The following is a 17,345-nucleotide window of genomic DNA, read 5'->3' as shown; positions in this document are numbered from 1 at the left end:
GGTCCTACTTCTTGGCCTCGGCCAGCACGACGTGGACGTGGGCAGACTTCTTCTGGATGGGCGTCGCGCGCCCCATGGCGCGCGGCATGAACCGGCGCTGGGTGGCGGCCTGGTCCACGGAGATGGTCTTGACGTAGAGGGTATCCACGTCGACCTGACCCTTGGACAGGTCCGTCGCGTTGGCGACGGCGCTCTTGATGAGCTTCTCCACCGGCCGCGCGGCGGCGCGCGGGGTGAACTTCAGGATGTTGAGGGCAGCCTCGACAGGCTTGCCCCGGACGAGCGCCGCGACGAGGGACAGCTTGCGCGGGCTCATGCGCAGGTGACGCAGATGTGCAGTCGACTCCATGGTCATCTCCTCAGGCTCTCAGGCGTAGGTGCGGGCTACTTGCCCGGGGCCTTGGCGACCTTCTTCTCCGCCGAGTGCCCGCCGAAGGTGCGCGTGGGAGCGAACTCGCCGAGCTTGTGGCCCACCATGTTCTCCGTCACGAACACCGGAATGAACTTCTTGCCGTTGTGCACGGCGAAGGTGTGACCCACGAACTCAGGGAGAATCGTGGAGCGCCGGGACCAGGTCTTGACGACCGCCTTCTTGTTCGCCGCGATCATCCCCTCAATCTTCTTGAGGAGGTGATCGTCGACGAACGGACCCTTCTTGATCGAACGAGCCATGTTTCAAATCCTCTTACTGGCTGCGCGCGCCCTGGCGGCGGCCGCTCACGATGAACTTGTCAGTGCGCTTGTTGGTGCGCGTGGTGAGGCCCTTGGTCTTCTTGCCCCACGGCGACACCGGGTGCGGGTTACCCTGACCGGACTTACCCTCACCACCACCGTGCGGGTGGTCGACGGGGTTCATGGCCAGACCGCGGACGGTGGGACGGATGCCCAGCCAGCGGCTCTTACCCGCCTTACCGATGCGGATGATTTCGTGCTCGATGTTGCCGACCTGGCCCACGGTGGCGCGGCACTCGATGAGCACCTTGCGCACGGCGCCCGAGGGCATACGGACCTGGGCGTAGCGCTCCTCCTTCGCCATCAGCTGGCCGGAGGTGCCCGCGGAGCGGATGACCTGGGCGCCACGGCCCGGCTTCAGCTCCACGTTGTGGATGACCGTGCCCACCGGGATGTTCTGCAGCGGGAGGCTGTTGCCCGGACGGATGTCGGCGGCGGCGCCGGCGAACACGGTGTCGCCCACGCTCAGGCCCACGGGGGCCAGGATGTAGCGCTTGTCGCCGTCCGCGTAGTGCAGGAGGGCGATGTTGGCGGTGCGGTTCGGGTCGTACTCAACCGCGACGACCTTGGCCGGCACGCCGTCCTTGTCCCGACGCTTGAAGTCGATGACGCGGTAGCGGCGCTTGTGACCACCACCCTGGTGGCGGCGGGTGATGTGCCCGTGGACGTTGCGGCCACCGGAGCGCTTGATGGGCTCGGTGAGAGACTTCTCCGGGGAGTCCTTGGTGATGTCCGCGAAGTCGGACACCGTCATCAGACGGCGGGCGGCGCTGGTCGGCTTGTACTTCTTGATGCCCATGGTGTGTTCCTCTCAGGCGGATCCGGACGCCAATGGCGTCAGACCGCTCCCCCTTCGAAGAGTTCGATCTTGTCACCCTCCTTCAGGGTGACGACCGCCTTCTTGAAGTTGGGGCGCTGGCCGATGTTCTTGCCCACCCGCTTCGTCTTGCCACGCACGATGTTGGTGCGAACACCCTCCACCGTGACCTTGAACAGGGCCGTGACCGCGCGGGACACGTCGTGCTTCGTGGCCTTGCGGTCCACGATGAACGAGTACTGGCGGAACTTCTCCCGGGCCTTGTCCAGCTTCTCCGTGATGAGCGGGCCCTTGATGACGTCGTTCAGGTTCATGACAGGGACCCCTCGAGCGCCTTGGCGGCGGCGGAAGTCAGGACGATGTGCGAGTGCTTGAGCACGGATTCGAGGTTGAGACCCTCGGGCGGCAGCACGTCGAACTTCGCCAGGTTGCGCACGCTGCGGTGCAGGTTGGTGTTGCCGCGCTCGTCGATGACCAGCGCGTTCTGGAGCTTCATGCGCCGCGTGAGCACCTCGAAGGCCTGCTTCGACTTCGGGGCGTCCAGCTTGAAGCCATCCAGGATGATGAGCTGCTTCTCCCGGGCGCGCAGGGACAGCGCGGCGCGCAGGGCGCCACGGCGAACCTTGCGGGGCGGCCGGTAGAAGTAGTCACGGGCCTTGGGGGCCATCGCCTTGCCGCCGCCCACCCAGTGGGAGGCGCGGATCGAGCCCTGACGGGCGCGACCGGTGCCCTTCTGCTTCCAGGGCTTCTTGCCGCCGCCGCTGACGAGCGAGGTGTTCTTCACCCCGACCGTGCCGCGGCGCCGGTTGATCTGCTGCATCTTCGCCACCTCGTAGAACAGGTGGGTGTTCGGCTCGGCGCCGAAGATCTCGTCGGAGAGCTCGATCTCCGACACCTTCTTCAAATCCAGGTCGACTACGTCAAACTTCGCCATGGCACTTTCCTCGGGGGTCAGAGTGAAACCACTCCGACGCCATCCCGCTTCCTAGGACTTGATCTCGACGTCAACGCCGGCAGACAGATCCAGCTTCATCAGCGCGTCCAGCGTCTGCTGGGTCGGCTCGAGGATATCGAGCAGGCGCTTGTGCGTGCGGATCTCAAACTGCTCGCGGCTCTTCTTGTCCACGTGCGGCGAACGCAACACGGTGAACTTGTTGATGCGCGTCGGCAGGGGGATCGGACCGGCCACCTTGGCGCCCGTGCGCTTGGCCGTCTCGACGATCTCCCCAGCACTCTGATCCAGGAGCTTCGAGTCGTACGCCTTCAGCCGGATGCGGATCTTCTGTGTCGCCATTCGCAAGAACCTCTTTGAACGACCTCTGGGAACCGTGAGGCGGTACGCCCGTCAACGCCTGGATTTCAGAGAACCGTTTCTTCGGAACGAAGGGGCGCGGTGTGTACCACCACACCCCATGGGTTGCAACTGGATTTCCACCGGCCCCCTGGCAAGGCCCCCATGGGCCCCACCGGGGAGCTGGTGGCCTGAGCACTACGCGATGATTTCAGCCACGACGCCCGCGCCCACCGTGCGGCCGCCTTCACGAACCGCGAACCGGAGCTCCTTCTCCATCGCGACCGGGGTGATGAGCTCCACCTCGATGGCGATGTTGTCGCCCGGCATGACCATCTCGACGTTGTCCGGCAGCTTCACCGTGCCCGTCACGTCCGTGGTGCGGAAGTAGAACTGCGGACGGTACCCCTTGAAGAACGGGGTGTGGCGGCCGCCCTCTTCCTTCGACAGCACGTAAATCTGCGCCTTGAACTTCGTGTGAGGCGTGATGCTCCCCGGCTTCGCCAGCACCTGGCCGCGCTCCATGTCCTCGCGCTTGAGGCCACGCACCAGCGCGCCGATGTTGTCGCCCGCCCGGCCCTCGTCCAGCAGCTTGCGGAACATCTCCACGCCCGTCACCACCGTCTTCTGCGTCGCGCGCAGACCGACGACTTCCACTTCCTCGCCCACCTTGATGACGCCACGCTCCACGCGGCCCGTCGCCACCGTCCCGCGGCCGGCGATGGAGAAGACGTCTTCCACCGGCATCAGGAAGGGCTTGTCCGTCGCGCGCTGCGGCGTCGGGATGTAGCTGTCCACCGCCTCCATCAGCTTCAGGATGGCCGGCTCGCCGATGTCGCTGGTGTCACCCTCCAGCGCCTTCACCGCGGAGCCGGGGACGATGGGGATGGTGTCGCCCGGGAACTCGTACTTCTTCAGCAGGTCGCGCACCTCCATCTCCACGAGCTCGCGCAGCTCGGGGTCGTCCAGCAGGTCCACCTTGTTCAGGAAGACCACGATGTAGGGCACGCCCACCTGCCGCGCCAGCAGGATGTGCTCGCGCGTCTGCGGCATCGGGCCGTCCGCCGCCGACACCACCAGGATGGCGCCGTCCATCTGCGCCGCGCCCGTAATCATGTTCTTCACGTAGTCGGCGTGCCCCGGGCAGTCGACGTGCGCGTAGTGCCGGTTCTTCGTCTTGTACTCCACGTGCGCCGTGGAGATGGTGATGCCGCGCTCGCGCTCTTCCGGCGCCTTGTCAATCTGGTCGTACGCCAGGAACGTGGCGCCGCCCGTCTTCGCCAGCACCTTCGTGATGGCCGCCGTCAGCGACGTCTTGCCGTGGTCCACGTGCCCAATCGTTCCGATGTTCACGTGGGGCAGGCTGCGATCGAACTTTTCCTTGGACATGAACCGCTCCTCACGACGCCGCCGGTGCAACTCCGGCGGTATGGGACTACGGGGGAACTTCCGAGGGGTGCTGCGTGTGCTTCAAAGCTGCTGGAACGTCAACAGAATTCGCCCGGCAGCCCCCCTGGCGGGCAGAAGCTCAGTAGACAGGGTTGAGCGCTGACTTCGGCGCCGGTGCGTAGTGCTTGAACTGCATCGTGTAGGTCGCCCTTCCCTGGCTCTTGCTGCGCAGGTCGGTCGAGTACCCGAACATGGCGGCCAGGGGCACCTCCGCCTGGATGGCCTGCACCCCACCGGGCCGGGGCGTCATGCCGAGAATCTTTCCGCGGCGGCCGTTCAGGTCACCGATGACGTCGCCCATGGCGGCCTCCGGGGTGACGACCTCGGTGGCCATGATGGGCTCCAGGAGGACGGGGTTCGCCGCGCGGACCGCGTCCTTGAAGGCCATGGAGCCGGCGATCTTGAACGCCATCTCCGACGAGTCCACGTCGTGCATGGAGCCGTCGTAGGCCTCCACCTTCACGTCCACCATGGGGTAGCCGGCGACGGGGCCATTCTGCATGGCCTCCTTCGCGCCGTCGCGCGCGGCGTCCACGAACTCCTTGGACACGGCGCCGCCGGTGATGGTGCTGACGAACTCGAAGCCCTTGCCCGGCTCGTTCGGGGACACGCGCAGGTGGATGTGGCCGTACTGCCCCTTGCCGCCCGTCTGGCGGATGTACTTGCCTTCCGCCGCCTTCGTCGTGGTCACCGTCTCGCGGTAGGCCACCTGCGGCTTGCCGATGTTCGCGTCCACCTTGAACTCGCGCAGGAGGCGGTCGACGATGATTTCGAGGTGCAGTTCGCCCATGCCGGCGATGAGCGTCTGCCCCGTCTCCTCGTTGGTGCGCACGCGGAAGGACGGGTCCTCCATGGCCAGCCGCTGCAGGGCCTGGATGATCTTGTCCTGATCCGCGGTGGACTTCGGCTCGATGGCGATGTCGATGACCGGCTCGGGGAACTCCATCCGCTCCAGGATGATGGGCTGCTTGTCGTCACAGAGCGTGTCGCCCGTGGTGGCGAGCTTCAGGCCCACCACCGCGCAGATGTCGCCGGCGTAGCACTCGGTCAGCTCGTCCTTCTTGTCCGCGCGCATCTGCACGAGCCGGCTGATGCGCTCGCGCTTGCCCTTCACGGAGTTCCAGGCCGCCGTGCCCGCCTCCAGCTTCCCCGAGTAGACGCGCAGGAAGGTCAACGTCTGCGAGGAGAACGACGGGTCGTTCATGATCTTGAACGCCAGCGCGCTGAAGGGCGCATCGTCGCGCGTCTCGCGGATGGCGTCCTCGCCCTTGGGCGTCTTGCCGTGGATCGGCGGGATGTCCAGCGGGCTGGGCAGGTAGTCCACCACCGCGTCCAGCAGCGGCTGCACGCCCTTGTGGCGGAACGCCGAGCCGCAGAACACCGGGAACAGCTTCAGCCCCACGCAGCCCTTGCGGATGGCGGCGCGCACCTCGTCCTCGGTCAGCTCCTCGCCGTTGAGGAACTTCTCCGTGAGCGCGTCGTCCTGCTCGGCCGCGGCCTCCAGGAGCTCCCCGCGCGCGGCGGCGGCGGCGTCCTGGTACTCCGCGGGGATGTCCTGGATGTCGAAGCGGCTGCCCTGCTCCGCGTCCTGGAACACCAGCGCCTTCATGCGGACGAGGTCGATGACGCCCTTGAGCTTGTCCTCGCTGCCCAGGGGCAGCTGCATGCGCACCGGACGCGCGCCCAGCTTCTCCTTGATGGTGCCGACGGACATCTCGAAGTCCGCGCCCACGCGGTCCATCTTGTTGATGAAGCAGATGCGCGGGACCTTGTAGCGGTCCGCCTGGCGCCACACCGTCTCCGACTGCGGCTCCACGCCGTTGACCGCGTCGAACACGGCGATGGCGCCGTCGAGCACGCGCAGCGAGCGCTCCACCTCGATGGTGAAGTCCACGTGTCCCGGCGTGTCGATGATGTTCACGCGGTAGCGCTGGCCCATCCGCTCCCAGAAGGCGCTGATGGCCGCGGACGTGATGGTGATGCCGCGCTCGCGCTCCTGCACCATCCAGTCCGTCGTGGTGGTGCCTTCGTGCACCTCGCCCATCTTGTGGATGGCGCCTGTGTAGAACAGGATCCGCTCGGTGGTGGTCGTCTTGCCGGCATCGATGTGCGCCATGATGCCGATGTTGCGGTAGCGCTCGAGGGGGAACTCACGGGGCATGACTCGGTTCCTTCCGGACGTCTCAAGGTGCTGCCAGGGCAGATAAACGAAACCGCCCGGACGCTGGCAGCGCATCCGGGCGGCGACCGCGAAGCCCCTGACGGGACCTACCAGCGGTAGTGAGCGAAGGCCTTGTTGGCTTCCGCCATCTTGTGCGTGTCTTCACGCTTCTTCACCGCGTTGCCGCGGTTGTTGGCGGCGTCCATGATCTCGCCGGCCAGCTTCTCCTGCATGGTCTTCTCACCGCGCGCCTTGGCGTAGGTGATGATCCAACGCATGCCCAGCGCGACGCGGCGGTCCTGACGGACCTCCACGGGCACCTGGTAGGTGGCGCCACCGACGCGGCGGCTCTTCACCTCGAGGACGGGCTTCACGTTGTCCAAGGCCTTCTTGAAGGTCTTGAGGGGGTCTTCCTTCGCGCGCTCCTCGAGGAGGGCAAAGGCGCCGTAGCACACGCCTTCCGCGATGGACTTCTTGCCCTTGCGCATCAGGTCGTTGACGAACTTGGTGACGAGCCGGTCCTGGAACTTCGGATCCGGGAGAATCTTCCGCTTGGCGACTACGCGACGACGAGGCATCTCTTCCCTTACGCCCCACTCTCCTCGCCTGGAGGAAAGCCTTGTTCAGGGGCTTCAAGAACGACTGCTGGGAACTTCCAAGGACACTCCCCAGGGTGTGGGGCCAGCGTCCGACACTTCTTCAGGGACCGCGAAGGTGTTCCGCGCCAACGACGCGCGGGGGACCGACTAGCTGGGACGCTTCGCGCCGTACTTGGAGCGGCTCTGCTTGCGACCGGCAACGCCCACGGAGTCCAGCGTGCCGCGGATGATGTGGTAGCGAACGCCCGGGAGGTCCTTCACACGGCCGCCGCGGATCATGACCACCGAGTGCTCCTGGAGGTTGTGACCCACGCCGGGGATGTAGGAGGTGACCTCGATGCCGTTGGTGAGACGCACGCGGGCCACCTTGCGGAGGGCCGAGTTCGGCTTCTTCGGGGTCGTGGTGTAGACGCGCGTGCAAACACCGCGCTTCTGGGGGCACTCCTTCAGGGCAGGGCTCTTGCCCTTGATGTTGAGCTTCTCGCGGCCCTTGCGGACGAGCTGGCTGATGGTCGGCACTGAAACCTCTTCTTCGTGGGGACCCCGCGTCCGGAGACACGAAAGCGGAGCATATCTACCTACAGGCTACACAAAAGGCCCGCGAGTATAGGGAGGGCCCCCCGGGTGTCAAGCATGGCTTGCCCCTGGGCCAGAACCGGCCAGAGGACCCGGGTGCGTTCCCCGACACGCGAAAAACCTGGGACTGCGACGACGGCCGGACGCTCTACTCCCTTACGCCCCTAGAAGTCGAGGACCATCACGATCGCATCCTCGCCCTCGTCCACGTAGTAGTTCGGGCGGATGCCGACCGGACGGAAGCCCAGCGAGCGGTAGAGGTTGAGGGCGGACTCGTTGCCCCGGCGCACCTCCAGGGTGGCCAGCGAGCAGCGGCGGGCCACGCCCCGACGGAGCACCTCCTCCATCACGGTGCGCGCGACGCCGCGGCGGCGGTGCACGGGGGCGGTGGCGACGTTGAGGACGTGGACCTCGTCGTGGACGATCCAGAAGATGGCCAGGCCCAAGAGGTCCACGCCGCCCTCGGGCCGGGGCTCCTCCACGAGGAGGATGGTGGACCAGTCGTGCTGGAGCTCTCGCCCGAGCAGCTCCGTGGACCAGGGGTTCTTGAAGGACGCCTTCTCCAGCGCCATCACCGCCGGCATGTCGTCCACGGTCATCTGCCGGATGAGGAAGCCCTTCCCCTTGTCGGGCGTGCCGTCCTCCCTCAGCCGTCTCATCGCCGTGCCTCCCGCGCGAAGGGCGCCACCCGCCGCACCTGCGCCGACCTGCGTACTTCAGCCAGGGCCTGGGCCGCCAGCTCTCCGTAGCGCGCCCGCACCAGCTCCTCGCGGATGGCCGTGCGCGCCGCCTGGTCGAACTCACCGGGGTACAGGTCCCGGTGGGCGTCATAATGGTGACGGACCTCCGCCTCGCTCACCTGCGCCTTCAACCGGACGCGACTGTCGAGGATTCGCTCCGCCCGCAGCCCCCGCGCCAGCACGGTCTCCAGCGCGGCCCGGTCCACGCCATGCCGGTCCAGGAAGCGCCGGAGCGCCGCTTCGCCCCCCACGCGCGCCCGGAAGGCGTCCAGCCGGGCCTCCACCTCCGCCGGCTCCGCCGGGAAGGCCTGCAGGCGGTCCGCGCTCAGCACCTGGAGGCGCTGGTTGATGGACAGCTCCAGGGCGCTCCGGAGCGTCTGCTCATCCAACGGCTGGGCGGCGGCCTGCACGGCCCCCCGCTGGATCAGCGCCACCCGGGCCTCCATCTCCAGCTCGCTCAGGGTGAGGACCTGGCCCTCGATGACCGCCACGACCCGGTCCACCACCCTGCCCTCCTCCACGGCGGGGGCGGGTGTAGCGGCGTGAGCGGTCGCTCCGACCCCAGGGCCGAGCCCCAGGCCGGCTCCCAGGCTCATGGGAAGCAGCGCCCACGCCAGCCACAGGGGGGCCTTCCGGCGGGCGCGCGGTGGTGGCATGGCCTTCCTCATCTTGCGGCGACTGTAACCATCGCGGCCCTGTCCGGACATCCCGTGCTGGCGCTCACCGCCCCGCTGGTTACGTTCTCCCTTGTCGGGTACTGCACCACCCTTAAGAACTTATGGCTGACGACTACTACCAGATTCTGGGCGTGCCCCGGACGGCCTCGGCGGACGAGCTCAAGAAGGCCTTCCGGAAGCTGGCGCGCCAGCACCACCCCGACGTCAACCCGGGCGACAAGGCGGCGGAGGAGAAGTTCAAGCGCATCAACACCGCCTTCGAGGTGCTGGGCGACCCGAAGAAGCGCGCGCTGTACGACGAGTTCGGCGAGGACGCGGAGAAGATCGGCTTCGACGAGAAGAAGGCCGCGGCCTACCGCCAGTACCGCGCCGCCCAGGCGGCCGGGGGCAGCGGCGGCGGAGGCATCCCCTTCAGCACCGAGGGCGTGGACCTGGGGGACCTCTTCAACGACATCTTCGGACGCGCGGGCGGCGGAGGCGGTGGCGGCTTCGACATCAACGACCTGTTCAGCCGGGGCCGGGGCGGCAGCCGCTCCACGGCGGCGGAGCGCGGCGACGACCTGACGACCCGGGTCCACATCTCCCTCGCGGAGGCGGTCACCGGCACCGAGCGCACCCTGACCCTCCAGCGGCCGGGGCGCTGCTCCAGGTGCCATGGCGAGGGCAACACGGGGAAGCTCGTGACGTGCCCCACCTGCAACGGCACGGGGCGGGCCCGGCGGGGCGGCGCCATGTTCGGCGGGTCCGGTGTGTGCCCCACCTGCCGCGGCAGCGGGAAGGCCCCGGAGCCCTGCCCCCAGTGCGGCGGCAGCGGCATCAAGGAGGAGACGACCCGGCTGACGGTGAAGATTCCGGCGGGCGTCGTCACCGGCTCCAAGGTGCGGCTGGCCGGTCAGGGCGCGGCGGGCATCCAGGGGGGCCCTCCGGGGGACCTCTACATCGAGACGGAAGTCGCCGAGCACCCGCTGGTGCGCCGCGAGGGCGATGACCTCTACCTGGACCTGCCGGTGACGGTGTCCGAGGCGCTCTTGGGCGGTGAGGTGCGCGTGCCCACCTTCCAGGGGGAGGTGACGCTGAAGGTGCCGCCGGGGTCCCAGTCCGGCCGGAAGATGCGGCTCAAGGGGCGGGGCGTCCCGTCGCTCCGGGGCGGTACTCCGGGAGACATGTACCTGTTGCTCCAGGTCAAGGTCCCCGAGGAGGCCACGGACGAGGTCCGGGCCGCCGCGGAGACCCTTGCGCGGGCCTACCGGGGCGACGTGCGCCGGGAGCTGACGTTGTAGTTGTCGTTGCCACTTGTCCTGGAGAGCGCACCGTCCTACATGGCGCCTCCACTCTTCCGAATCCGGAGCGGGTACGTACCTATGGGTCTCTTCGATTTCCTCTCGGGCGGCTCGGGCCCGGAAAAAGCCCTCAAGCTCAAGTCCAAGGTGACCCAGAAGTATGGGGAGCCGTCCACGCGCCAGAAGGCGCTGCAGCAGCTGGGGGAGATGAAGTCCCCCGAGGCCGTCACGGTGCTGCTCAGCCGGTTCACCATCACCGTGGACCCGCTCACCACCGACGCGGACGAGAAAGAGCACACCTTCGAGCTGATCAAGCACTTCGGCGACGTCGCCGTCGAGCCGGTGAAGGCCTTCCTCAAGACGAGCGATCAGGCCACGTCCTGGGCGCTGCGCATCCTCCAGGAGCTGCTCCCCGAGGACGCGCTCATGGGTGCCATCACCGACACGCTCCAGCACCTGTCCGAGCGCTACACGCGCGACCCGGAGAAGAAGGTCGTCCTGCTCCACCACGTGCAGGGCAAGCAGGACCCGCGCGTGCCCGCGGCCGTGCTCCCCTTCCTGGAGGACATGTCCGATGACGTGAAGATCGCCGCCATCAACGTCCTGGGGCCCCTGAAGTACGAGCCGGCGCGCGAGCCCCTGCTCAAGCTCCTGACCTCCGAGGACACCGCACGCCGCGTGCAGACCGTGGCGCTGGCGGCCCTGGCGGAGAGCGGCTTTGGCGTGCAGGGCTACCAGGACAAGGTGCAGGCCGCCCTCGTGGAGCCCTACAGCCTGGACAAGGATGGCCGCGTCCAGCGCCGGGCCTGAGGCATCCCGGTAGCCCCGGCCGGAGGGGCTGGGGGCTGTCGGGCACCTGACACGCTCGGCGTTGGTGGAGGGCACCGGGCTTCGGTGCGGTTCCCTCCCACGCGAGACATGAAGCAGGATTCACGCGTGCCATCGAAGAAGAAGGGTCCGCAGCTCGCAGAGGTGGTCCCGCTGCGCCCCGCCACCACCGCGAAGAAGGCCCCACCGAAGCGCGCGGCGAAACCGCCGCCCCCGGTGGACACCGATGCCGCCGCCCAGGCCCTGCTGGAGATGGGCCGGCAGCTCACCGACAACGCGGGCCCCACCGAGGCCCTGCGCGCGCAGTTGCAGACACTGCACTCGTTGCTCAAGCCGAAGGTCTGCTACGTCGCGCGGCACTTCCCGACGCGCAACCAGCTGCACGTGGAGCACGTGCGCGGACGCTACGACGAGCGCGTCACCGCCGCCGTCCCGGGCGAGGGCGTGGTGGGCCGGTGCTTCACCGACAAGGTGCTCCTGCGCGAGGACGACACCGTCGCCGTGCCCCTGGAGGGGCCACAGGGCGTGACGGGCGTGCTCGTGGTGCTGGGCGCTCGCCGCAAGGCGTCCGACGTGCTGATGCAGTCACTGGCGGCGCAGCTCACCGCCGCCTACGAGGTGGCCCGGCTGCGCGACGACAGCGCCCGGCGCAACAAGGACCTGCAGACGGCCATCGCGGGCCTCAAGAGCCTGGAGCAGAACCGCGAGGAGCTGCTCGGCAACGTGTCCCATGACTTGAAGAACCCGCTCACCACCATCAAGGCCTACCTGGCCATGCTGGGCCGGGAGAAGCTGGGCGCGCTGACGGACGGGCAGCGCCGCGCGGTGCAGATCTGCGACCGCAACGCGGACCGGCTGCTCCAGCAGGTGAACGACCTGGTGCTGATGTCCCGGCTGTCCTCCGGGAAGATGCAGCTCAACCAGCGCCCCTTCGGCCTCAAGGCCGTGGCGGAAGAGGTGGTGCGGGGGCTGGGCGCCGTCGCGGAGCACAGCCGCGTGCGCGTGGTGATTCCGCCCTGCCCGGAGGTGTTCGTCCGCGGCGACCGCGAGCGCATCTCCGAGGCCATCCACAACCTCGTGGAGAACGGCATCCACCACAGCGAGACGGACGACGTCGTCGAGGTGAGCGTGTCCTCCAGCGAGGGGCTGGGCATCCTCACCGTGAAGGACTCCGGCCAGGGCATGACGGCGGAAGCCCTGGAGCACGTGTTCGATTCGTTCTACCGCGCGCAGCCGGGCATGCCCCGGCCGCCGGGCACGGGCCTGGGCCTGCCGCTGGTGGCGAAGATCGTCGCGCTGCACGGCGGCCGCGTGGACGCGACCAGCGTGCTGGGCGAGGGCAGCACGTTCCAGATGGTCCTGCCCCTGTTCGCGAGCGCCGTGAGCGCCCCGGACGTGAGCCAGGCCGCGCCCAAGGCGGGCGGCATCCTCCTGGTGGAGGACGACGTGGACTGCCGCGAGGTGCTGGAGCAGGTGCTGGAGCAGGAGGGCTACCGGGTGATGGCCACCTCCGGGGCCGCCGAGGCCCGCTCCCTGCTGTCCCACATCCGGCCGGCCATGGTGCTGCTGGACCTGCGGCTGTCCGGCGAGGATGGCCGGTCCGTGCTCCACTACATCCGCACCACGGAGTCGCTGGCGGACGTGGTCGTCTACATCATCTCCGGAGCGAGCGACGTCGCGTCCCTCACCTCGGGTGAAGGGCCGGACCGCATCGACGGGTACTTCGAAAAGCCGCTCAAGCTGCCCAAGCTGCTGGACACCGTGGCCTCGGTGGTCCGTCCCAAGAGCCGCGGCCCCGCCGTGCCCTGAAAGACGCTCCAGCGCCTTCCCTACAGAAGAGGTGGATGGAAGGCGCCCCGCCTTGGGTAGTATCCGCGCGGTCCATGAGCACTTCTGTCTATTCCCGTTACCGCGCCGCGTTCGCCCAGGCCCTCGCCGGGGCCCTGGGTGTCCCCGCCGCGGACATTGAGCCCCAGGTCAAGCCCGCGGACCCCGCGCACGGCGACCTGAGCTTCGCCACCTTCCCCCTCGCCAAGGCGCAGAAGAAGGCGCCCCCCGCCATCGCCGCGCAGCTCGCGCAGGCGCTCCAGGTGCCCGGCCTGGAGGTGAAGGCCGTGGGCCCCTACGTCAACGCGCGCTTCCTGCCCCTCCCCTTCACCCACGAGGTCATCGACGGCGTGCGCCTGGCGGGGCTCGCCTACGGCAGCGACGCGGAGGACGGCAAGGGCAAGACGGTGGTCATCGACTACTCGTCACCCAACATCGCCAAGCCCATTGGCTTCCACCACATCCGCACCACGTTCCTGGGCCACTGCATCGCGAACCTGTACCGCGCGCTGGGCTGGCGCGTGGAGGGCATCAACTACCTGGGAGACTGGGGCAAGCAGTTCGGCCTGGTGGCCGTGGGCTTCCAGGAGTACGGCGACCCGGCGCGCATCGACGACATGGCGCACCTGGTCCAGGTGTACGTCCAGGCGAACAAGCGCGCCGGCGAGGACCCCGCCTTCGACGAGAAGGCCCGTGAGTTCTTCCGCCGCATGGAGGCCAACGAGCCGGCGGCGATCAAGCTCTGGAACCAGTTCCGGGAGACGAGCCTCAAGGGCTTCAAGAAGGTCTACGCCCGGATGGGCATCGACTTCGAGCACATCGAGGGCGAGAGCCGCTACCAGGGCAAGATGGACGCGGTCATTGATCAGATCGCGAAGAAGCCCGGCGTGAAGGAGTCCCAGGGCGCCATCATCGTGGACATGCCCTACGCGGACGGCGAGCCGCCCGTGCTGCTCAAGAAGAACGACGGCAGCACGCTCTACGCCACGCGCGACCTGGCCGCCGCCGAGGACCGCCACGCGCGCTTCAACTTCGACAAGTCGCTCTACGTCGTCGCGCAGGACCAGGCGCTGCACTTCCGGCAGGTGTTCCGCACCCTGAGGGAGATGGGGCAGCCGTGGGCGGACCGGTGCGTGCACGTGCCGTTCGGCCGCATCCACGGCATGAGCACGCGCAAGGGCCAGGTGGTGGAGCTGGACCAGGTGCTCGACGAGGCGAAGGAGCGCGTGCTCGAGCGCGTGAAGGCGAACATCCAGGAGGGCAACCTGGAGACGAACGACGCGGAGGCGCTGTCGGAGCAGATCGGCCTGGGGGCCATCGTCTTCGGCGACCTGAAGCACAACCGCGCCAGCGACTACACCTTTGACTGGGATGAGGTGACGAGCCTGGAGGGGCACACGGGGCCCTATCTGCAGTACGCGCACGCCCGGAGCGCGAACGTGCTGCGCAAGGGCGGCGGCGTGCCCACGGCCTACGACCCAGCCCTGCTCACGCTTCCGGAGGAGCAGGCCCTGGTGCGCGAGCTGATGCGGCTGCCGGACACCGTGAAGGCGGCGGCGGAGCAGTACGAGCCCAGCCTGGTGGCGCGGCTGCTCCTGGACGTGGCGGCGGCGTACAGCCGCTACTACACGGCCGGCAACAAGGACCGGGACAAGCGCATCCTCGTGGAGGGGAATGACGCGGTGCGCGCGGCCCGGCTGGCACTCACGGACGCGACGCGCATCACCCTGGCGGCGGGGCTCACCTTGCTCGGCATCCCGACGCCGGAAAACATGTAGCCTGGGGGGCTGCGATGGACACCGCGCTGGCGCCGACCGAGACGCAAGGAGAGGCCTTGAAGGAGGAATTTGGTCCCATGTCCCGGGTGCTCGGGGCTCGGTACTTCGACGGGGTGCATTTCCCGCCCGAAGCCGAGAACGAGCTGCGCGTGCTCAGCGCCCGGGGCTTCGTGGTGCACGTCATGCGCACCACCGCGTGGATCAACTTCCTCTACATCGCGTGGGCCATGGTCCGCCGGGCCATGCCCCCCATCCGCGCGGTGGTGAACCTGCGCCCCTGGTTCACCCGCCCCTGGCGCCAGACGGCCCAGGGCGGCGCGGTGGAGGAGCGCTTCCGCTACGCCCGCGAGCAGGGCGGCAGCGGCCTGGTGTTCCTGCGCCGCACGGCGCTCCTGCACGCCTCCGGCAAGGAGACGCGCGAGGACCCCTTCCCTGCCCTGGTGCGGCTGGCGCGAGCCTCCGAGCGGCCGGTGTTCCTGGTGCCGGAGCTGTTCGTCTGGGAGAAGCGCCCCGCGAAGCTCAAGCCGGGCTGGCGAGACGTGGTGTTCGGAAGCCCGGAGGCGCCGGGCTTCGTGCACTCCATGGTGGCGTTCTTCCGCAACTACAAGCGCGCGCAGTTCCGCGTGGGTGAGCCCATCGACCTGCGCCGCTTCATCGAGGAGAACCCGGGCGTCAGCGACGAGGTGCTGGCGCGCAAGGTGCGCAGCACGCTGCACGTGTTCCTCGCGCGGGAGACGCGCGCGGTGTTCGGTCCGCCGCAGAAGCCCACGGACCGGCTCATCGAGGAGACGCTGCGCGACCGCCAGCTGCGCAAGGCGCTGGACGAGCACGCCGCCGCCACGGGCCGCAAGTCCTCGAGCGTGTACCGCGAGGCGAAGCGCAACCTGGAGGCCATCGCGGCCAAGCCCAACCCGTCCGTCCTGGCGGTCATCGCGCCGGTGCTGGAGTGGGTGTTCAACCGCATCTACGACGGCATCGGCGTGGACGAGGCGGGCCTGCACCGCGCGCTCAAGGCCGCGGGCAAGGCGCCGGTCGTGCTCTGCCCCAGCCACAAGAGCCACGTGGACTACCTGGTGATGAGCTGGGTGCTCTGGAACCGGGGCTACACCGCGCCGCTGGTGGCCGCGGGCGCGAACCTGTCCTTCTGGCCCCTGGGCGTGCTGTTCCGCCGTTGCGGCGCGTTCTTCCTGCGCCGCTCGTTCAAGGGCGACAAGGTCTACGCCGCGTCCTTCAAGGCGTACATCAAGAAGCTGGTGCACGACGGCATCCACCAGGAGTTCTTCCCGGAGGGCGGCCGCTCGCGCACGGGCAAGCTGCTCACGCCCAAGCTGGGCATGCTCACGTGGCAGGTGGAGGCGGTGCTGGACGGCGCTCGCAACGACCTCTACTTCGTGCCCGTCTCCATCGACTACGAGAAGGTCGTGGAGTCCGACAGCTACTCGAAGGAGCTGGCCGGCGGGGAGAAGAAGCCGGAGGACCTGAAGGCGCTCCTGAGCGCGCCCAAGGTGCTGGCCGCGCGCTATGGGCGCATCCACCTGACGTTCGACGAGCCGCTGTCGCTGGTGGAGTTCATGAAGGCGCGTGGCCTGTCGCCGCAGGAGCCGGTGACGGACGAGCAGAAGAAGGGCCTGGTGCGCGCGCTGGGCAACCGCGTGATGTATGGCATCAGCAAGGTGTCCACCGTCACGCCGCACGCGCTGGTGAGCGCGTCGCTGCTGGCCCACCGCCGGCGCGGCCTCACCCAGCGCGAGCTCACGGACCGGATCAGCCTGCTGCGCCGCATCGCCTCCGAGGACGGCGCGCGGCTGTCCAAGGAGCTGGCCAACGCGCCGAGCAACCCGGAGACACTGGGCCCCATCCAGGACGCGATGCGCGAGTTCATCTCCGACGAGATGGTGCGCACGCAGGAGGCGCGTGGCGAGGTCAGCTACCAGGTGGAGGATTCACGCCGCCCGGAGATGTCCTTCTACAAGAACACGCTGATGAACCTGGTGGCCGCGCGCAGCCTGGTGGCCAACGCGCTGCTGGCGGGCACGCCCGCGCCGTACGACACCGTGAAGGCCCGCGCGCTGTTCCTGTCGCGCCTCTTCAAGGTGGAGTTCATCTACCGGGTGGGCGCGTCGTTCGACACCATCTTCGCCGAGTGCGTGGAGCGGCTCGTGCGCATGGGCCTGGTCATCCACGAGGGCGACACGCTCACGCGCGCGCCGGAGGCCCATGCCCAGCCGGACCTGGAGTTCCTCGCGGACCTCTTGCGCGACTTCCTGGAGGCCTACCTGCTGGCCGCCATGACGTTGCCGGACGTGGCTGCGGGCGTGGCCACCGACCGCAAGTCGTTCGTCAAGCTGGCGCTGGAGACGGGGCGCGGCGAGTACAACGCCGGCCGCATCACCGCCGCCGAGTCGCTGGCGAAGACGACGCTGGAGAACGCGGTGGAGTACCTGTTGGATCAGCGCATCCTCGTGGAGGAGGACAAGAAGCTGCGGCTGGGAGACCCGGCCGCGGCGGCGGAGCTGCCCCGGAAGAACCCGCTCGCGGAGGAGATCCGCGGCTACCTCCACCGGGCCTGAAGCAGCGCCCGTCCCTCGAA

Annotated in this window: 17 protein-coding genes; 5 read left to right on the top strand and 12 right to left on the bottom strand. The window is 68.5% G+C overall.

Features of this window, described 5'->3' with window-relative positions:
* Window positions 1-4 precede the first annotated feature (4 nt).
* The 12 genes from rplV to KYK13_RS15670 all read right to left on the bottom strand — a co-directional run bounded on the left by rplV (window position 5) and on the right by KYK13_RS15670 (window position 9,021).
* Window positions 5-349, bottom strand: coding sequence for a 50S ribosomal protein L22 (rplV, locus tag KYK13_RS15725; protein WP_223645251.1), 345 nt, complete (start codon window positions 347-349; stop codon window positions 5-7).
* Between the two features lie 35 nt (window positions 350-384).
* Window positions 385-672, bottom strand: a complete 288-nt coding sequence (gene rpsS, locus KYK13_RS15720; protein WP_014395864.1) for a 30S ribosomal protein S19 — start codon at window positions 670-672, stop codon at window positions 385-387.
* A gap of 13 nt (window positions 673-685) precedes the next feature.
* Window positions 686-1,531 carry a 50S ribosomal protein L2 gene (gene rplB / locus KYK13_RS15715; RefSeq protein ID WP_223645250.1) on the bottom strand — a complete coding sequence of 282 codons (846 nt, stop codon included), beginning with the start codon at window positions 1,529-1,531 and terminating at the stop codon, window positions 686-688.
* A 38-nt stretch (window positions 1,532-1,569) separates the two neighbouring features.
* The gene (locus KYK13_RS15710) at window positions 1,570-1,863 is read right to left on the bottom strand and encodes a 50S ribosomal protein L23 (protein ID WP_223645249.1); all 294 of its coding nucleotides are present in this window, start codon (window positions 1,861-1,863) and stop codon (window positions 1,570-1,572) included.
* The gene (gene rplD / locus KYK13_RS15705; protein ID WP_223645248.1) at window positions 1,860-2,483 is read right to left on the bottom strand and encodes a 50S ribosomal protein L4; all 624 of its coding nucleotides are present in this window, start codon (window positions 2,481-2,483) and stop codon (window positions 1,860-1,862) included. Before rplD ends, KYK13_RS15710 begins: the two co-directional genes overlap by 4 nt.
* Window positions 2,484-2,534: 51 nt before the next feature.
* Window positions 2,535-2,843 carry a 30S ribosomal protein S10 gene (gene rpsJ / locus KYK13_RS15700; protein WP_002633608.1) on the bottom strand — a complete coding sequence of 103 codons (309 nt, stop codon included), beginning with the start codon at window positions 2,841-2,843 and terminating at the stop codon, window positions 2,535-2,537.
* Between the two features lie 195 nt (window positions 2,844-3,038).
* Window positions 3,039-4,229: an elongation factor Tu gene (gene tuf / locus KYK13_RS15695; RefSeq protein WP_143901324.1), complete on the bottom strand. Its 1,191-nt coding sequence runs from the start codon at window positions 4,227-4,229 to the stop codon at window positions 3,039-3,041.
* A gap of 139 nt (window positions 4,230-4,368) precedes the next feature.
* Window positions 4,369-6,450, bottom strand: a complete 2,082-nt coding sequence (fusA, locus tag KYK13_RS15690; RefSeq protein ID WP_223645247.1) for an elongation factor G — start codon at window positions 6,448-6,450, stop codon at window positions 4,369-4,371.
* A 107-nt stretch (window positions 6,451-6,557) separates the two neighbouring features.
* Window positions 6,558-7,028, bottom strand: a complete 471-nt coding sequence (gene rpsG / locus KYK13_RS15685; protein ID WP_223645246.1) for a 30S ribosomal protein S7 — start codon at window positions 7,026-7,028, stop codon at window positions 6,558-6,560.
* A 168-nt stretch (window positions 7,029-7,196) separates the two neighbouring features.
* Window positions 7,197-7,568, bottom strand: a complete 372-nt coding sequence (gene rpsL, locus KYK13_RS15680; RefSeq protein ID WP_014395857.1) for a 30S ribosomal protein S12 — start codon at window positions 7,566-7,568, stop codon at window positions 7,197-7,199.
* Window positions 7,569-7,789: 221 nt separating this feature from the next.
* A complete protein-coding gene (gene rimI / locus KYK13_RS15675; protein ID WP_223645245.1) occupies window positions 7,790-8,284 on the bottom strand; it encodes a ribosomal protein S18-alanine N-acetyltransferase in 495 nt (164 codons plus the stop codon).
* The gene (locus KYK13_RS15670) at window positions 8,281-9,021 is read right to left on the bottom strand and encodes a hypothetical protein (protein ID WP_370645367.1); all 741 of its coding nucleotides are present in this window, start codon (window positions 9,019-9,021) and stop codon (window positions 8,281-8,283) included. The genes rimI and KYK13_RS15670 overlap by 4 nt, the downstream gene beginning before the upstream one ends.
* A 122-nt stretch (window positions 9,022-9,143) precedes the next feature.
* On the opposite strand from KYK13_RS15670, the gene dnaJ reads away from it, so the two are divergent.
* The 5 genes from dnaJ to KYK13_RS15645 all read left to right on the top strand — a co-directional run bounded on the left by dnaJ (window position 9,144) and on the right by KYK13_RS15645 (window position 17,325).
* A complete protein-coding gene (gene dnaJ / locus KYK13_RS15665) occupies window positions 9,144-10,322 on the top strand; it encodes a molecular chaperone DnaJ (RefSeq protein ID WP_223645244.1) in 1,179 nt (392 codons plus the stop codon).
* Window positions 10,323-10,403: 81 nt separating this feature from the next.
* On the top strand, window positions 10,404-11,132 hold the full coding sequence (locus KYK13_RS15660; protein ID WP_223645243.1) for a HEAT repeat domain-containing protein: 729 nt from the start codon (window positions 10,404-10,406) through the stop codon (window positions 11,130-11,132).
* 126 nt (window positions 11,133-11,258) lie between these two features.
* Entirely contained in the window at window positions 11,259-12,959 is a 1,701-nt protein-coding gene (locus KYK13_RS15655; protein WP_223645242.1) for a hybrid sensor histidine kinase/response regulator, read from the top strand.
* 74 nt (window positions 12,960-13,033) lie between these two features.
* Window positions 13,034-14,755: an arginine--tRNA ligase gene (gene argS, locus KYK13_RS15650; RefSeq protein WP_223645241.1), complete on the top strand. Its 1,722-nt coding sequence runs from the start codon at window positions 13,034-13,036 to the stop codon at window positions 14,753-14,755.
* A gap of 14 nt (window positions 14,756-14,769) precedes the next feature.
* Window positions 14,770-17,325, top strand: a complete 2,556-nt coding sequence (locus KYK13_RS15645) for a 1-acyl-sn-glycerol-3-phosphate acyltransferase (protein ID WP_223645240.1) — start codon at window positions 14,770-14,772, stop codon at window positions 17,323-17,325.
* Window positions 17,326-17,345: the final 20 nt, after the last annotated feature.

Origin of the sequence: Corallococcus sp. EGB, from assembly GCF_019968905.1 — a bacterium.
In the GTDB taxonomy this organism is placed as follows: domain Bacteria; phylum Myxococcota; class Myxococcia; order Myxococcales; family Myxococcaceae; genus Corallococcus.
This window is presented reverse-complemented; position numbering and strand designations above follow the sequence as displayed.

Excerpts from the sequence above, each read along its gene's own strand:
- KYK13_RS15710 (WP_223645249.1), bottom strand. The coding sequence starts at position 1,863 with ATGAACCTGAACGACGTCATCAAGGGCCCGCTCATCACGGAGAAGCTG.
- rplD (WP_223645248.1), bottom strand. The coding sequence starts at position 2,483 with ATGGCGAAGTTTGACGTAGTCGACCTGGATTTGAAGAAGGTGTCGGAG.
- rimI (WP_223645245.1), bottom strand. The coding sequence starts at position 8,284 with ATGAGACGGCTGAGGGAGGACGGCACGCCCGACAAGGGGAAGGGCTTC.
- rplV (WP_223645251.1), bottom strand. The coding sequence starts at position 349 with ATGGAGTCGACTGCACATCTGCGTCACCTGCGCATGAGCCCGCGCAAG.
- rpsG (WP_223645246.1), bottom strand. The coding sequence starts at position 7,028 with ATGCCTCGTCGTCGCGTAGTCGCCAAGCGGAAGATTCTCCCGGATCCG.
- rplB (WP_223645250.1), bottom strand. The coding sequence starts at position 1,531 with ATGGGCATCAAGAAGTACAAGCCGACCAGCGCCGCCCGCCGTCTGATG.
- KYK13_RS15660 (WP_223645243.1), top strand. The coding sequence starts at position 10,404 with ATGGGTCTCTTCGATTTCCTCTCGGGCGGCTCGGGCCCGGAAAAAGCC.
- KYK13_RS15645 (WP_223645240.1), top strand. The coding sequence starts at position 14,770 with ATGGACACCGCGCTGGCGCCGACCGAGACGCAAGGAGAGGCCTTGAAG.
- rpsS (WP_014395864.1), bottom strand. The coding sequence starts at position 672 with ATGGCTCGTTCGATCAAGAAGGGTCCGTTCGTCGACGATCACCTCCTC.
- dnaJ (WP_223645244.1), top strand. The coding sequence starts at position 9,144 with ATGGCTGACGACTACTACCAGATTCTGGGCGTGCCCCGGACGGCCTCG.
- fusA (WP_223645247.1), bottom strand. The coding sequence starts at position 6,450 with ATGCCCCGTGAGTTCCCCCTCGAGCGCTACCGCAACATCGGCATCATG.
- KYK13_RS15670 (WP_370645367.1), bottom strand. The coding sequence starts at position 9,021 with ATGCCACCACCGCGCGCCCGCCGGAAGGCCCCCCTGTGGCTGGCGTGG.
- rpsJ (WP_002633608.1), bottom strand. The coding sequence starts at position 2,843 with ATGGCGACACAGAAGATCCGCATCCGGCTGAAGGCGTACGACTCGAAG.
- argS (WP_223645241.1), top strand. The coding sequence starts at position 13,034 with ATGAGCACTTCTGTCTATTCCCGTTACCGCGCCGCGTTCGCCCAGGCC.
- tuf (WP_143901324.1), bottom strand. The coding sequence starts at position 4,229 with ATGTCCAAGGAAAAGTTCGATCGCAGCCTGCCCCACGTGAACATCGGA.